We start from the raw sequence: 13341 nt of genomic DNA, 5'->3' as shown, positions 1-13341 counted from the left end.
GGAGGAGCGGTGAACGAGTACGGTCTGCGCGGCCGCCGGCCGCGCCGAACGAAGATCGTCGTGGAGGACACGCAGCCGCTGGACTTCCAGGCGTTCCACACCCTGTACCGGGGCGACTATGTCCGGTGGGCGGAGCTGTACCTCGGCTCGCGCGCCGATGCCGAGGACGCGGTCGACGGCGCCATGCTGGAACTGCTGGCGCAGTGGGCCAAGGTGCTGGAGCAGGCCGAGCCGGCGGCCTACGCCTGGTGGCTGGTGAAGAACCGCGTCAAGGACGCCGCCCGCGACCGCGACCGCCGGCAGAAGATGGCCGACGCCATCTTCGCCACCCGGTCGCTCTACGAGAACGTCGTCGACCCGATCGGCGAACTGGAGACCACCATGGCGCTCTGGCAGGCCATCGACGCCTTGCCCGAACGCCAGCACGACGTCGCCCTCATGCGCCTGGCCCTGGGCCGCACCACCCGCGAGACGGCCGGCGTCCTCGGCATCACCGAGGCCACCGTCCGCTCCACCCTCCGCGATGCCCGCCGCCGCCTTGCCGAGGCCCTCGGCTACGACCTGAAGAAGGGACACGACGATGCCCGCAACGTCGATTGACCAGCTCCTGGCCAAGGCGAGGCTCATCTCCCCGGCCTACACCCGCGAGGAACTCGCAGCCGCCCAGAGCCGCCTGGCCGCCGCGGCGACCGAGCAACTGCTGTCCGGCGCCCTCACCTTCGACGACGCCACGGCCCCCGACCTGTGGTCCGACCCGCCCCGCCCGACTCCGTGGGAGCCCAGCACGCACTGGGGCGCCTACGCCGACGCAGAGTCCCGCGAGCGCCAGGAGTCGGCCGCCGCCCTCCAGCACATGTGCAAGATCGTCATCAGCCAGCCCGACGCCCTGCACACCATGGCCACCTTCGTCAGCAGCTCCAGCGGCGCCGGAGGCGACCCCAGCCGGATACTCGAACCCGACGGCGCCCGGGTCCTGGCCTGCGTCCTGCACCTGGCCGACCGCGAGGACAGCGCCCGCTTCTGGTGGCAGTTCGCCGCCGGCGCCGACGACCACGCCGCGAAGTTCTGCCTCGTGCTCCACCACCTCGCCCTGGGGAAAGCCAGGAAGCCCACTGGTGGCAGCAGCAGGTCCCCGAGCCCGGCCGCCGCATGTGGACCCGCGCCATACGCAACGGCCACCAGGCCCGCGCCGGGAACGTCCTGAACATCATCGCCCGCCTCAAGGACGTCCCCGAGGCCGCCAACGCCGTCGTGGTCTACGTCAAGGAGAACGTCCACTTCGTCGACGACGACGTCGACCTGCCCCTGCCCGCGGACGGCTTCGCCGCCCGCATAGAGGAGATGACGACCGTCGTGTGACCAGGGGGCCAGCGCGACCGCCGGACGCCCTGAGGCGGAGCCGAAGTAGGAGCGCCGCGGGTGCATCGAGGCGGCGCCCCGTACCGGCCCGGCTACCGCCACGCCGCTGACAGGGGCAGGGCGGTCGGAAGAATCTGACGGCCGCCGGGCCGGTCGCGGTGCTCCCGTGCCTGCTGCGCCGGTGCACGGGTATCGGCTTGGTGCACCGGTGTCGGTGGTGGTTCGTATGCTGCGGCCATGCCCGAGACCGGAGATCACAAAGACCCTCTTGACCTGCACAATAAGCTGGCCGCGCTGGAGGCGTAGCGGGCCGCGGACGCCGCCTGGGAAGCCGTGTCCACCTACCGGAAGCAGGTGGACACGGCCCGCCGAGCCGATGCCGCGGGGCCGGAGGAGGGCGGGGGAGTGCCCCCGCTGCGGCCGTGGACCGAGCAGGAGGACCAGGAGTTCGCCGCGCTGCACGCGGCTGCGGCCGCCGCGGGCGAGGCACGGGCTCGGGCCTTGGCGGAGGCCGGTCTGACCTCCACCTACGAGGTGGAGGTGGAAGTGCGCAGGCACGCCCGGGAGGCGGCGGCGGATACGGCCGGCACCAGTTCGGCCGGAAATCAGCCGCGCTGAAGCCCGGCGCGGATCCGGTTGTCCGAAAATGATTCATCGGTCATAAACCACCTTGACCATGCACGTGCAGAATGAGAGCGTCTCGGGTGTCTTCGCACATAAACGGAATGCTTGATTCATTTTCAGGGGAGGGGTAATGGCGTTAGCTAAATTCAGGTGGCTGTTGTTAGCGACTGGTCTGATGATGCTGGCGTTCGTCGGTCTTGCCACGCCGGCGCATGCCGGCAGCGCAACGGGCCAAGGCGTGACGGTCGTCAACGCCGGTGAGCTCTCGCCGAGGGCGCTGGCAGACGTCGCGAAGGCTGCTGCCGGAGCGCCGGCGGGGACGAAGGTCCACGCGGTGAAGCTCACTCCGACGGTTCACTACGACAGCGAGGCGCAGCCTGACAACGCCACCAAGTGCATCGGCGACACCTGCCAGAAGCTGGTCGGATCGGGGCTGCGGGTCGACTCGTGGACCTCGTACACGCGGCAGTACGTCGGAACGGTCTGCGACGTGACCGCGACCTTCCGGTACAACGTGACGACCAGTGATCCGGGCGTCTGGGACGTCGCGGTCTTCCCCGGCTGCGAGACCGCTCCGGGCGGCGACGGCTACGTTGCCTGGGGCAGTGACAACGTGGGCCCGGTCACTTTCAACGGCACGACGTACGTGAACGTCGCCTGGTCCTCGGGGTTCAGAACCACACCGAACGCCGAGATCCACGCGTAGCGTGACCCGCGTGTCCTGCCTTCCGTGCATGATGGAGGCAGGACACGCTCATGCCTTCCCAGGGGAGATGCAGTGCCTGAATCCTCTCGCCGCCTTACGGCTACCGTTGTCTATCCGTCGAGGAGGCAACGGTTCTTTCACGCAGCCAGGAGAATCCCAGGCGTACGCCACATGTATTTCTGGATTGAGGCCAACGTCGGCAGGCGATAGCGCCCACCCCAGGCTGCGCGGGCTATCCGCAGCCTCTGACCTCCACCTACGAGGTGGGGACCGAGGTGCGGGCCGTGCGGGCCGCGATGCCCACCCCGCCCGTCTCCGGCAGCGCGGCCGCGAACCGGAGGGCTGCTGGTCGTCCCGTACGACTTCTCGCTCAGCTTCTTCTCCGCGCCGGTGACCGAGGCCGGAGGCGCGACATCGACGGCCCCGGCCCGGCTGGTCCCGAAACGGACCTCGATCGACTGGACGACCAGCAGCCCTCCGGTTCGCGGCCGCGCTGCCGGAGACGGGCGGGGTGGGCATCGCGGCCCGCACGGCCCGCACCTCGGTCCCCACCTCGTAGGTGGAGGTCAGAGGCTGCGGATAGCCCGCGCAGCCTGGGGTGGGCGCTATCGCCTGCCGACGTTGGCCTCAATCCAGAAATACATGTGGCGTACGCCTGGGATTCTCCTGGCTGCGTGAAAGAACCGTTGCCTCCTCGACGGATAGACAACGGTAGCCGTAAGGCGGCGAGAGGATTCAGGCACTGCATCTCCCCTGGGAAGGCATGAGCGTGTCCTGCCTCCATCATGCACGGAAGGCAGGACACGCGGGTCACGCTACGCGTGGATCTCGGCGTTCGGTGTGGTTCTGAACCCCGAGGACCAGGCGACGTTCACGTACGTCGTGCCGTTGAAAGTGACCGGGCCCACGTTGTCACTGCCCCAGGCAACGTAGCCGTCGCCGCCCGGAGCGGTCTCGCAGCCGGGGAAGACCGCGACGTCCCAGACGCCCGGATCACTGGTCGTCACGTTGTACCGGAAGGTCGCGGTCACGTCGCAGACCGTTCCGACGTACTGCCGCGTGTACGAGGTCCACGAGTCGACCCGCAGCCCCGATCCGACCAGCTTCTGGCAGGTGTCGCCGATGCACTTGGTGGCGTTGTCAGGCTGCGCCTCGCTGTCGTAGTGAACCGTCGGAGTGAGCTTCACCGCGTGGACCTTCGTCCCCGCCGGCGCTCCGGCAGCAGCCTTCGCGACGTCTGCCAGCGCCCTCGGCGAGAGCTCACCGGCGTTGACGACCGTCACGCCTTGGCCCGTTGCGCTGCCGGCATGCGCCGGCGTGGCAAGACCGACGAACGCCAGCATCATCAGACCAGTCGCTAACAACAGCCACCTGAATTTAGCTAACGCCATTACCCCTCCCCTGAAAATGAATCAAGCATTCCGTTTATGTGCGAAGACACCCGAGACGCTCTCATTCTGCACGTGCATGGTCAAGGTGGTTTATGACCGATGAATCATTTTCGGACAACCGGATCCGCGCCGGGCTTCAGCGCGGCTGATTTCCGGCCGAACTGGTGCCGGCCGTATCCGCCGCCGCCTCCCGGGCGTGCCTGCGCACTTCCACCTCCACCTCGTAGGTGGAGGTCAGACCGGCCTCCGCCAAGGCCCGAGCCCGTGCCTCGCCCGCGGCGGCCGCAGCCGCGTGCAGCGCGGCGAACTCCTGGTCCTCCTGCTCGGTCCACGGCCGCAGCGGGGGCACTCCCCCGCCCTCCTCCGGCCCCGCGGCATCGGCTCGGCGGGCCGTGTCCACCTGCTTCCGGTAGGTGGACACGGCTTCCCAGGCGGCGTCCGCGGCCCGCTACGCCTCCAGCGCGGCCAGCTTATTGTGCAGGTCAAGAGGGTCTTTGTGATCTCCGGTCTCGGGCATGGCCGCAGCATACGAACCACCACCGACACCGGTGCACCAAGCCGATACCCGTGCACCGGCGCAGCAGGCACGGGAGCACCGCGACCGGCCCGGCGGCCGTCAGATTCTTCCGACCGCCCTGCCCCTGTCAGCGGCGTGGCGGTAGCCGGGCCGGTACGGGGCGCCGCCTCGATGCACCCGCGGCGCTCCTACTTCGGCTCCGCCTCAGGGCGTCCGGCGGTCGCGCTGGCCCCCTGGTCACACGACGGTCGTCATCTCCTCTATGCGGGCGGCGAAGCCGTCCGCGGGCAGGGGCAGGTCGACGTCGTCGTCGACGAAGTGGACGTTCTCCTTGACGTAGACCACGACGGCGTTGGCGGCCTCGGGGACGTCCTTGAGGCGGGCGATGATGTTCAGGACGTTCCCGGCGCGGGCCTGGTGGCCGTTGCGTATGGCGCGGGTCCACATGCGGCGGCCGGGCTCGGGGACCTGCTGCTGCCACCAGTGGGCTTCCTGGCTTTCCCCCAGGGCGAGGTGGTGGAGCACGAGGCAGAACTTCGCGGCGTGGTCGTCGGCGCCGGCGGCGAACTGCCACCAGAAGCGGGCGCTGTCCTCGCGGTCGGCCAGGTGCAGGACGCAGGCCAGGACCCGGGCGCCGTCGGGTTCGAGTATCCGGCTGGGGTCGCCTCCGGCGCCGCTGGAGCTGCTGACGAAGGTGGCCATGGTGTGCAGGGCGTCGGGCTGGCTGATGACGATCTTGCACATGTGCTGGAGGGCGGCGGCCGACTCCTGGCGCTCGCGGGACTCTGCGTCGGCGTAGGCGCCCCAGTGCGTGCTGGGCTCCCACGGAGTCGGGCGGGGCGGGTCGGACCACAGGTCGGGGGCCGTGGCGTCGTCGAAGGTGAGGGCGCCGGACAGCAGTTGCTCGGTCGCCGCGGCGGCCAGGCGGCTCTGGGCGGCTGCGAGTTCCTCGCGGGTGTAGGCCGGGGAGATGAGCCTCGCCTTGGCCAGGAGCTGGTCAATCGACGTTGCGGGCATCGTCGTGTCCCTTCTTCAGGTCGTAGCCGAGGGCCTCGGCAAGGCGGCGGCGGGCATCGCGGAGGGTGGAGCGGACGGTGGCCTCGGTGATGCCGAGGACGCCGGCCGTCTCGCGGGTGGTGCGGCCCAGGGCCAGGCGCATGAGGGCGACGTCGTGCTGGCGTTCGGGCAAGGCGTCGATGGCCTGCCAGAGCGCCATGGTGGTCTCCAGTTCGCCGATCGGGTCGACGACGTTCTCGTAGAGCGACCGGGTGGCGAAGATGGCGTCGGCCATCTTCTGCCGGCGGTCGCGGTCGCGGGCGGCGTCCTTGACGCGGTTCTTCACCAGCCACCAGGCGTAGGCCGCCGGCTCGGCCTGCTCCAGCACCTTGGCCCACTGCGCCAGCAGTTCCAGCATGGCGCCGTCGACCGCGTCCTCGGCATCGGCGCGCGAGCCGAGGTACAGCTCCGCCCACCGGACATAGTCGCCCCGGTACAGGGTGTGGAACGCCTGGAAGTCCAGCGGCTGCGTGTCCTCCACGACGATCTTCGTTCGGCGCGGCCGGCGGCCGCGCAGACCGTACTCGTTCACCGCTCCTCCTCCCCGGCGTGCTCACGGCGGGAGCGGACCAGTTCCGAGGCGCCCGTGCGGACTCCCGCCGCCAGGACGCGCCTCACCAGGCGCCGTACGTCGGGCCCGTAGGCCCGGGCGACAGCCGCCGCGGTGAGCACAGCTTCGATCTGATGGTTCGTCACGGGTTCGACTGGTCCTCTCGTTCGAAGGGGAGCGCCTCGTGACCCCGTGTGCACTCCGAAACCGCAATCGCGCGGTCCTGAATACATAGCGTTCGGAAGTGGCCGATCGTGCAGCCCAATCCGAGGGGGTAGCCGCACACAGAGTTACCGACTAGTCGGTTTGACAACGTTGCGTGATGATCACGAAGGGAGAGGTCTAGTCAACAGCGAGTCACCCACCAGGGAGGACGCCCCGGAACCGCCCACTCCGCCCCGGGCGACACGCCGGTCGCCGACAGGGCCGCACACCGAACAAAGTGACGAAGGACACAGCGTCAGGAAGTGTAAAACAAAAGCCAGTTACTCATGCACATCGGTCAAACAGGTCAGACGCACGCGACGACCCGCGGCCCGGCACAGCCGGACACAGGCCGACGACGCGCCCGACCGGGACCGGCCAGGGCCCCCGCGATGACTCTGCCGACGATGAGGCCCTGTTCCGGCTGCCGGCGCCGCCCCGCACCGGCCGGTCCGCTCACCCGGCGCGCCTGGCGCCGCGGCCACCGGACTTCTTGGCCGCGGTCTTCTTCGCGCTCTTCCCGGCCGTCGCGGAGGCGGTCTTCACCGCGGGCTTCGTCCCCTTTGACGCCTTCTTCGCCGCGGCCCGCCCGCAGGGGCGGCGCCGGCCAGTTGGGCGGGTCCTGCCGGGGCCCGGTCGACGGCTCGCAGGTTCAGCGAACGGAGCGAGTTGTCGTCTCGCCGGGCGTGGGATGAGACGAAGGTGTTGTGTAGATGCTGGGAATGTTGGCGCTCGTGAGATCCGCCCCGGTCAGGTCCGCGCCGTGTAGGTCCGCCTCGGTCAGGTCTGCATCGTGGAGATTCGCGTCGACCAGATGCGCTCCTTGCAGGTTGGCTTCGGTCAAGCTGGCGGCATGCAGGTCGGCACCGTGCAGGTTCGCGCCGCTCAAATCCGCAGCGTGCAGATCGACATCGTCCAAGTTTGCAGAGGTCAGGTTGGTGTCCTGCAGGTTCGCGCCGCTCATCGACGCCTGCCATAAGTTTGCTGCGCGTAGGTTCGCACCACGCAGATTCGCGCCACGGAGAGTCACGATGCGCAGATTCGCATCCTCCAGGTCGGCCCCCGTGGGATCCGTACCCTCCAGGTTCGCTCCCTCGAGGTTCGCGCCGCGCAGATCTACTCTGCTCAGGTACGAGCCGGTGAGGTCGACACCGCGCAGGTCTGCGCCTTCCAGGTCCATACCGCGCAGGTCAGCACCGATCAAGTTCGCGCCGTGCAGATCCGCAGCCGGGCTCGCGGCCAGGGGGCGGGCAAGGATGCTCAAGGCAGCGACCAGGTCGTTCGTCGGCCCACCGGGCCCTGTCGCACTCTCGGGCCTGGAGGGGTGACTTCGGACGTAGGCAGAGATCACCTCGACCACTGTGGGGGCGTCCCGCGGAGAGTCTTGGGCGATGCGCTGCAGCGCGTATAGGCCGCCGATCCGGACCTCTTCGGCGTTGTCCCCGAGATTTGCCACGGCTGCGGTGTATCGGTCGGTGACCTGCCCGTCACGCGTCAGGCGCTGTTCGCCGCTGGCTTGCCGCACGGTCACCAACGCAGCGCCGGCAGCAAGCAGGGTGGAGATGCTGGCTAAGAGCCCTACCGAGCGCTCAAGCCCTCTCCACCAGTTCCCAGAAGTGGCCCCCACAGACTGGCCTGCGTCGCCAGCCGCTGACGAACTGAAGGAGGCAGGCTGCGGCGCGGCTCCGTCCTGCGCGGGCGCTTGCCCTATTACGGCAGGTTCCGGGGTCGGCGTGGAGTCGGCCGTTCGAGGCGGTGACTCAAGAGGCTGTCGGCGGGCCCTGAGACGATCGGATATGCGGCGCAGCCGCGCGATGCGGGCCCCGCTAAAGCCTGGCCTGGTCATAAGGACACTCCAGCACCCCTGGAGCACACGGCGGGACCCATCACCTCAGATGTGATCCTCATGAGACCACCGCGCGTGAGGGAACACCGCCGCATGCGCGCCGCCGTGTAACCGCCATGCTCAACGGCGCGGCCGGTAGCCGGGACGGGGCTGAGCTTCGGGCTGAGGACCAGCTGCTGCTCCTCGTCCTCCCGACCGTCGTCGTCCGCGTCGTCCGCGTCGTCCGCGTCGGCGAACTGCAGCTGCTCGTACAGCGCCGCGGCGGTCGCCTGACCTCAGCAGCTGGTGGACCATCGGCGGCCAGCACGCCGCCCGGAACTGACGGATCGCGCCGCCAGCACTGCGGCGGGACCGGTAACCCGGCTTGCAAGGTCGCCGCACTCATAAAGACATACAACCTGCGGTCCGTTGCGGGAGATGATGCTGCCAGGACATGGAGGCGCAATTGATCATCTTCGACACGAACGTGTTGAACCTTCTCCCGCAGGACGGGCCGCGGGCCGACATCATCCGCAAGCTGCGAGGTTCGGGCCACCATCGAGTGGCCGTGCCGTGGATGGTGCTGGAAGAGATGGCTGCGCACAAGGCAAAGCTCTATCTCATCAAGCACCGATCCGCGGTGGAGGTTCTGGGGAAGCTGCGCAGAGAGCTCCCCTGGGAGTTGCAGAGCAGCCTTGAACCCCTGGACCTGAAGCGCTACCTGGATCATTGGCGCGGCATCTACAGCGAGATCTTCGAAGTGATCGAGACCAGCGGCGACGTCGCGCTCAAGGCGCTGACCCGAGAGGCGTTGGCACTTCCGCCGGCCAAGCGGGCCGATGACCACTCGGAGGGGGCACGGGACGTGGCCATCTGGTTCTCCATCCTGGAGTTCCTGAAAGCCAACCCCGAGCAGCACGTCCATTTCGTCACCGACAACACCAGCGATTTCGGGGACGGAACGCGCTATCCGTACCCGATGGACGAGGACCTGGAGGGCATGGAGGATCGGCTGACGCGGCTTGGGAGCTTCGACGACGTCATCGCCAAGTTCACCAAAGAAGTCTCCGGCCGGGACGCGAAAGACGCCGCCGATCGACTGCTGCGGTCGATCGCCATCAGGTCTCAGGTGTCACAGACCGCAGTTGAGATCCTCAGCTCGGTGACAGGGTTCGTGGGTCTTGGGGGCGCCGACGGCAAGGTGCGATGGCAGGGCTGGGTGGCAGCGCCTGCGACCGAACTGCTCAGCGTCACTGACGTCACCGGCCACGAGATTGAGGGCGAAGTCTGGTACACGGCCAAGGCGCAGTGGCTGCTGTACGGAGCCGTGGATGCGGGCAGCGACAACGCCGACGTCGAATACATCGCGTGCGTGTGGCAGACGAAGATCCTCTTCTCCGCTGATGAGGACGACCAGACTCCCACCCTGCTCACGCAGGACCCGCCCTCGCTGCCTGACACGGACGACAAGCGGTGCATGGAGATCCTGCAGAAGCTGAAAGAAGCGACTGCCGAGGCTGCCCAGCGTGTCCTGCACCTGTTGACGACCCAATCGCCCGGTGCCGCCGCTTACATCGCCCATCAGATGGCGGCCAGGCCAACTGCGACCATCGCACAGATCACGAGCGCCGACAGTGCCAGCAGCCTCGTGCAGCAGTTGGGAGCAGCCAACCTCAAGCTCGGCGGGGCTGGCCCTCTGATCAGCTCCATGCCGAAATCCACGCTCGACATCGCCAGCTTCGGAATCGGCAAGACCATAGGCGAACAGTTCCTGACGTCCATGGCGACCAAGCTCGACATCGCCAGTCTCATGCCGCACGTGGACCTGGCGAAGTCCCTCACCGCCTCGTGGCCCAAGCCCGTCGACATCGCCGGCCTCGGGCTCGGCAAGACCGGGGCGAACCAGCTCTTCGCGTCCCTAGCGAAGAACAAACTCGTGGGCTACTCGTTCCTGCAGGAGGCGGGCCAGCCGACGTCACAAGATGAGCTTGAGCCCAGCGGCGGCGCGGAGGAAGAGGAGCAGCCCGAGGATCAAGACTGACGCACCATGGCACTTGGCTGGCTTCGACCCCGGCGTAAGGCTCGGTGTGGCCGGCCAAAGGATCGGCTCATCGCCGCAGCCGCCGGTAGTCTGCCGCCGCGGCGACGTCCCCGTCGCTTCATCACGGCCTCTGCGGGCCTTCGCCTTGGGCATACGTGTGAGCTCCCCGACCCGCCGCTGGAGGGCCCTCCAACCAAACCCGCCGCTCCGGGCTGATGACGAACTCCTGCCCATGACTGTCTTCCTGGTCGTTCTCCTGGTGCTCCTGGACGTCGTCGGCGACATCACCGAACGCCAACTGCTCGTACAGCACCGCAGCGCTTTCCTGGTCCTGCGGCATGAGCTTGCCACGCCGCAGGACCGGCCCGGCCGGGCTGCCGGGGGAGTCCTGGAAGCCCGCAGGAGAGGCTCGGCCGGTCTCCCTCCGGTGGGAGACCGGCCGCGTCGTGTGCCACTTCTCCGGCGGATCTGGGATGCGGGGTTACCCGGCGACCACGGTCTGGACCGCCAACCTTCTATGCCGGGACGGCCTGCCAGGAGAACCGCTGCCGTTCCCCGCCACGCCACCATGCACTCAGCATTGGACGGGCCAGCGACTCTCCCCCTAATCCGTACTGCGGGCCCGGTCGAGCTTCTTCTCTTCGTCGGACACGCTCAGCAGGAAGGAGATGATGGCCCTGCGATCGGTCGGTCCGAAGCGCTGAGCGATGTCCCGCGCCGCCACCAGAGGCGCGCTGAAATCGCCGTGGGCCCATTCCACCTCCGGCACCAAGAGCGGCTGGACACCCCCGTCTTGACGGACCAGCAAGTGCGGTTCACTTGGGCCACTGCTCTGTGCGGGGACGGCGACGGGCTTCTCCTCCTGGCGGGAGATGGAGTCCGCCGCCGGCGGGCTGTTCCGTTCGGCGGGCGCGCGGCGTTGCCGGCCGGATGCGCTGGCGCGCTTGTCGGCTTCCTTGCGCTGCTGCTCGGGGGCGAGCTTGGCGAGGCCTCGGACGTGCTCGACTTTCCGACGGCCGGCAGCGAGGTCGGCTTGTAGATCCGGCGCGAGCTCCAGCAGGGACAACCGCTGGGAGATGACGCCCTGGCTGATGCCCAGGCGCGCGGCGGCCTTGCGCTGCGAGCCGTAGTAGGCGACCAGTTTGCGGAGGGCTTCAGCCTCTTCGAGGTCGGTGAAGTCCTCACGCTGGTAGTTGGCGATGAATGCGGCTTCGAGGAGCTGTTCGTCGGTGGTGACCAGGCTGTCATCGATGACGATCTTGGGCATGGTCTCCCAGCCCAGGAAGCGGGCGGCGCACAAACGCCGGTTGCCGTCGATGACGACGTAGTCGGTGCCGGGTTCGAGGTCGTCGGCGCGATCGGGACGTTCTTTGAGGTAGGCGTCGCGAGTGCCGATGGTGATGGCGGTGATCTGTCCGACGGACTGGAACGTCTCGGCCATCTCTTCGATGGCGCGGAGTTCTTCGCGGGGGTTGTCGGGGTTGAGGCTGATCAGCTTCAGGGGGAGGTGGCGGGGTTCGACGCCCTCGGTGGGGGCGCCGGTGACTGCGGCGATGGCGGCGCGGCGGGCGCTGACACGTTCAGTGCTGCCGAAGGAGGCGCCCCTGCCGAGCCGTTCGGCCTTGCTGCTCACAGGACCTCCCGGGCGAGGCCGCGGTAGGCGGCGGACTGGTCGCAGGTCGGGTCGTAGGCCAGGAGCGGGGTCTTGGTGCGAACCGCTTCCTTCTGCTCCTTGACGTCGGGGACGACGGCGACGACGCGGGGATCCCCTATGGCGATCCACTCCTCGAGGGAGGACGTAGCGATGTAGCCGCGGCGGCCGTCGTAGAGGTTGACGACGATGCCGAGGTAGTCGACGTCGATCTGCATGTCTGCGAGAAGGTCTTCGATCTGGGTGGTGAGGAGGTCGTAGGCGTCCGCGGATGAGTCCTCGGCTTGGACGACGATGAGGATGCCGGAGGCGCCGGGTTCCTCGTTCTCGCGGCGGCGGCCGTAGTGGACGGCGGCGTCCATACTGAGGCCGAGGCTGGGCGGGCAGTCGATCACGATGACGTCGAAGTCGTCCTCCAGCGGTAGGAGGGCGCGTTCGAGTGCTGCTTCGCGGGCGCGGGTGGCGGACAGGCGGACGTCCAGGAGGAAGCCGTCCTGGCAGCCGGGCAGGAGGTGCAGCCGGTCGCCGAAGCGGGGGTTCTCGATGGGCACGACCAGGTCGGCGAGCTTGCCTTTGCTTTCGCCGGCCATGTGCTTGCTGAGGCTGTCGCTGTCGAGGGGGAGTGGTTCCGCGCCGAGTTGCTTGGTGAGGTGGGTCTGGGGGTCGAAGTCGACTAGGAGCACGCGGAGTCCGGGGCCGACGGCTTCGAGGATGTCCTGCTTGGGGGCGCCGGGAGCGGTCGCGGTGAGCCGGTACGGGTGCAGGGTGTCGGGGTCTTCGGCGAGGGCTTCCGCGAGGCCGGCGCTGACGCTGGTCTTGCCCACGCCGCCTTTCTGGTTGCAGACGATGAACCGGCGGACTATTGCGGGTCGTACGGCTCCGGGGGAGGGGTGGGTGTCGAGCCAGGTGCGTACGGACTGGGCGAGGCCCTGGATGTAGGAGACTCCGCGGGTCTTGCAGTCGGCTTGGAAGGCCTCCCACTCGCCTGTGGGGAGCCAGGTGGAGAAGGAGTCGGCGCCGGCTGTGTCGATGGGTGAAGGGGTGGACGCGAGTGCCCGCCATTCGGCGATGCCCTCACTGACGGCGTCCTGGATGCCGACAGTGAGTTGGGCGGCACGGACCTTCAGCTCCTGACGGAGCGACTGAGGCAGCTTCGAGACGACTTTTTCTCTGTCGCCCTGCGGGACTTCGGTAGCCATGCCGATACCTTACTAACGTCCAAGATCCTTCGGGCGGGGACACGCGGGCGCCGGGTCGCGCGGTTCCGACGGAGGTGATTACGGCGTAATCACCCACCGGCTGCCGTTGCCGTTCAGCTCCCGCCATGCTCGGGTGATTACGCCGTAATCACCCGAGTCTCGGTCACCAGGAGAAGCCAGCCCACTCAAAGCAGCGAGAAACGCAACTGGACCCTCTC

General features: G+C 68.3%; 15 protein-coding genes. 6 read left to right on the top strand and 9 right to left on the bottom strand.

All coding sequences use genetic code 11. The features are described 5' to 3' along the window. The 5 genes from VSR01_RS00390 to VSR01_RS00370 all read left to right on the top strand — a co-directional run. The coding region (locus VSR01_RS00390; RefSeq protein ID WP_326447293.1) for a sigma-70 family RNA polymerase sigma factor at positions 1-600 on the top strand (600 nt) is incomplete at its 5' end. Next, entirely contained in the window at positions 581-1204 is a 624-nt protein-coding gene (locus tag VSR01_RS00385) for a hypothetical protein (protein WP_326447292.1), read from the top strand. The genes VSR01_RS00390 and VSR01_RS00385, both read left to right, overlap by 20 nt. Further along, positions 1150-1359, top strand: coding sequence for a hypothetical protein (locus VSR01_RS00380; RefSeq protein WP_326447291.1), 210 nt, complete (start codon positions 1150-1152; stop codon positions 1357-1359). Before VSR01_RS00385 ends, VSR01_RS00380 begins: the two co-directional genes overlap by 55 nt. 333 nt (positions 1360-1692) lie before the next feature. Then, positions 1693-1977: a hypothetical protein gene (locus VSR01_RS00375; protein ID WP_326447289.1), complete on the top strand. Its 285-nt coding sequence runs from the start codon at positions 1693-1695 to the stop codon at positions 1975-1977. Positions 1978-2158: 181 nt separating this feature from the next. Further along, positions 2159-2689: a hypothetical protein gene (locus VSR01_RS00370; RefSeq protein WP_326447290.1), complete on the top strand. Its 531-nt coding sequence runs from the start codon at positions 2159-2161 to the stop codon at positions 2687-2689. Positions 2690-3504: 815 nt separating this feature from the next. Here VSR01_RS00370 and VSR01_RS00365 read toward each other — a convergent pair. The 6 genes from VSR01_RS00365 to VSR01_RS00340 form a co-directional block, all read right to left on the bottom strand. After that, the gene (locus VSR01_RS00365) at positions 3505-4035 is read right to left on the bottom strand and encodes a hypothetical protein (RefSeq protein WP_326447290.1); all 531 of its coding nucleotides are present in this window, start codon (positions 4033-4035) and stop codon (positions 3505-3507) included. Between the two features lie 181 nt (positions 4036-4216). Then, entirely contained in the window at positions 4217-4501 is a 285-nt protein-coding gene (locus tag VSR01_RS00360; RefSeq protein WP_326447289.1) for a hypothetical protein, read from the bottom strand. Between the two features lie 333 nt (positions 4502-4834). Then, positions 4835-5614, bottom strand: coding sequence for a hypothetical protein (locus VSR01_RS00355; RefSeq protein ID WP_326447288.1), 780 nt, complete (start codon positions 5612-5614; stop codon positions 4835-4837). Next, the gene (locus tag VSR01_RS00350; RefSeq protein ID WP_326447287.1) at positions 5595-6185 is read right to left on the bottom strand and encodes a sigma-70 family RNA polymerase sigma factor; all 591 of its coding nucleotides are present in this window, start codon (positions 6183-6185) and stop codon (positions 5595-5597) included. Before VSR01_RS00350 ends, VSR01_RS00355 begins: the two co-directional genes overlap by 20 nt. Beyond that, complete coding sequence (locus tag VSR01_RS00345) at positions 6182-6349, bottom strand: hypothetical protein (RefSeq protein ID WP_326447286.1); 168 nt, start codon at positions 6347-6349, stop codon at positions 6182-6184. The genes VSR01_RS00350 and VSR01_RS00345 overlap by 4 nt, the downstream gene beginning before the upstream one ends. Positions 6350-7059: 710 nt before the next feature. Further along, entirely contained in the window at positions 7060-7932 is an 873-nt protein-coding gene (locus VSR01_RS00340; protein ID WP_326447285.1) for a pentapeptide repeat-containing protein, read from the bottom strand. A 766-nt stretch (positions 7933-8698) separates the two neighbouring features. Between VSR01_RS00340 and VSR01_RS00335 the strand changes: the two genes are divergently transcribed. Next, entirely contained in the window at positions 8699-10273 is a 1575-nt protein-coding gene (locus tag VSR01_RS00335) for a PIN domain-containing protein (RefSeq protein WP_326447284.1), read from the top strand. A gap of 121 nt (positions 10274-10394) precedes the next feature. Here the strand turns inward: VSR01_RS00335 and VSR01_RS00330 are convergent, their stop codons facing one another. The 3 genes from VSR01_RS00330 to VSR01_RS00320 all read right to left on the bottom strand — a co-directional run bounded on the left by VSR01_RS00330 (position 10395) and on the right by VSR01_RS00320 (position 13123). Then, positions 10395-10613, bottom strand: a complete 219-nt coding sequence (locus VSR01_RS00330; protein WP_326447283.1) for a hypothetical protein — start codon at positions 10611-10613, stop codon at positions 10395-10397. Between the two features lie 264 nt (positions 10614-10877). After that, entirely contained in the window at positions 10878-11906 is a 1029-nt protein-coding gene (locus VSR01_RS00325; RefSeq protein ID WP_326447282.1) for a ParB/RepB/Spo0J family partition protein, read from the bottom strand. Continuing rightward, entirely contained in the window at positions 11903-13123 is a 1221-nt protein-coding gene (locus VSR01_RS00320) for a ParA family protein (RefSeq protein ID WP_326447281.1), read from the bottom strand. Before VSR01_RS00320 ends, VSR01_RS00325 begins: the two co-directional genes overlap by 4 nt. Between the last annotated feature and the right edge of the window lie 218 nt (positions 13124-13341).

It is taken from the genome of Actinacidiphila sp. DG2A-62 (genome assembly GCF_035825295.1).
In the GTDB taxonomy this organism is placed as follows: domain Bacteria; phylum Actinomycetota; class Actinomycetes; order Streptomycetales; family Streptomycetaceae; genus Actinacidiphila.
Note: the sequence above shows the minus strand (reverse complement) of the source record. Positions and strands in the feature narration are given on the sequence as shown.

What these genes read in the sequence shown, in the direction of transcription:
- VSR01_RS00385 (WP_326447292.1), top strand. Translation starts at nt 581, where the DNA reads ATGCCCGCAACGTCGATTGACCAGCTCCTGGCCAAGGCGAGGCTCATC.
- VSR01_RS00380 (WP_326447291.1), top strand. Translation starts at nt 1,150, where the DNA reads ATGTGGACCCGCGCCATACGCAACGGCCACCAGGCCCGCGCCGGGAAC.
- VSR01_RS00370 (WP_326447290.1), top strand. Translation starts at nt 2,159, where the DNA reads ATGATGCTGGCGTTCGTCGGTCTTGCCACGCCGGCGCATGCCGGCAGC.
- VSR01_RS00365 (WP_326447290.1), bottom strand. Translation starts at nt 4,035, where the DNA reads ATGATGCTGGCGTTCGTCGGTCTTGCCACGCCGGCGCATGCCGGCAGC.
- VSR01_RS00355 (WP_326447288.1), bottom strand. Translation starts at nt 5,614, where the DNA reads ATGCCCGCAACGTCGATTGACCAGCTCCTGGCCAAGGCGAGGCTCATC.
- VSR01_RS00330 (WP_326447283.1), bottom strand. Translation starts at nt 10,613, where the DNA reads ATGCCGCAGGACCAGGAAAGCGCTGCGGTGCTGTACGAGCAGTTGGCG.
- VSR01_RS00320 (WP_326447281.1), bottom strand. Translation starts at nt 13,123, where the DNA reads ATGGCTACCGAAGTCCCGCAGGGCGACAGAGAAAAAGTCGTCTCGAAG.